This is a genomic window from Streptomyces hygroscopicus subsp. hygroscopicus (genome assembly GCF_030269125.1).
In the GTDB taxonomy this organism is placed as follows: domain Bacteria; phylum Actinomycetota; class Actinomycetes; order Streptomycetales; family Streptomycetaceae; genus Streptomyces; species Streptomyces hygroscopicus_C.
The window spans coordinates 1-1,285 of sequence record NZ_BSSM01000049.1 but is presented as its reverse complement, the minus strand read 5'-3'; the positions used below and the strand labels follow the sequence as shown (position 1 = coordinate 1,285).

General features: G+C 70.7%; 2 pseudogenes. Both read left to right on the top strand.

The features are described from left to right. Nucleotides 1–1,103, top strand: a pseudogene (locus QSK45_RS38020) (2-oxoacid:acceptor oxidoreductase subunit alpha); the annotation flags it as partial. Beyond that, a pseudogene (locus QSK45_RS38015) lies at nucleotides 1,096–1,285 on the top strand (2-oxoacid:ferredoxin oxidoreductase subunit beta); the annotation flags it as partial. The pseudogenes QSK45_RS38020 and QSK45_RS38015, both read left to right, overlap by 8 nt.

The following is a 1,285-nucleotide window of genomic DNA, read 5'->3' as shown; positions in this document are numbered from 1 at the left end:
CCCGGCAGGCGGATCTGCCGCTGTTCCTGGGCTCGTACCCGATCACCCCGGCCTCGGACATCCTGCACGAGCTGAGCCGGCACAAGAACTTCGGCGTGCGGACCTTCCAGGCCGAGGACGAGATCGCGGGCATCGGGGCGGCCCTGGGCGCGGCGTTCGGCGGCTCGCTCGCGGTGACCACCACGTCCGGCCCCGGTGTCGCCCTCAAGAGCGAGACCGTCGGCCTGGCGGTCTCCCTCGAACTGCCGCTGCTGGTGGTGGACATCCAGCGCGGCGGTCCGTCCACCGGCCTGCCGACCAAGACCGAGCAGGCGGACCTGCTGCAGGCGATGTACGGGCGCAACGGCGAGGCGCCGGTGCCGATCGTCGCGCCGAAGACCCCGGCGGACTGCTTCGACGCGGCCCTGGAGGCGGCGCGGATCGCGCTGACGTACCGCACCCCGGTGATGCTGCTGTCGGACGGCTACCTGGCCAACGGCTCCGAGCCCTGGCGCATCCCGGAGCTGGACGAACTGCCGGATCTGCGGGTCAGGTTCGCGTCCGGTCCGAACCACACCCTCGCGGACGGCACCGAGGTCTTCTGGCCGTACAAGCGCGATCCGCGGACCCTCGCCCGGCCCTGGGCGGTCCCCGGCACCCCCGGCCTGGAGCACCGCATCGGCGGCATCGAGAAGCAGGACGGCACGGGCGACATCTCCTACGACCCGGCCAACCACGACTTCATGGTCCGCACCCGCCAGGCCAAGATCGACGGCATCGAGGTCCCGGACCTGGAGGTGGACGACCCGCACGGCGCGACGACCCTCGTCCTCGGCTGGGGTTCGACGTACGGCCCGATCACGGCGGCGGTACGACGGCTGCGCACGGCCGGCGAGTCCATCGCGCAGGCCCACCTGCGCCACCTCAACCCCTTCCCGCGCAATCTCGGCGCGGTGCTCGCCCGGTACGACAAGGTGGTGGTACCGGAGATGAACCTCGGGCAGCTCGCCACCCTGATCCGGGCGAAGTACCTGGTCGACGCCCACTCGTACAACCAGGTCAACGGCATGCCGTTCAAGGCGGAACAGCTCGCCGCGGCGCTGAAGGAGGCCATCGATGACTGACACCGGCAACGGACTGCTCCAGCTGGTCCCCAAGGCCGAGGCCAAGCAGTCGATGAAGGACTTCAAGTCGGACCAGGAGGTGCGCTGGTGCCCCGGCTGCGGTGACTACGCGATCCTCGCCGCCGTCCAGGGCTTCATGCCCGAACTCGGCCTGGCCCGCGAGAACATCGTCTTCGTCTCCG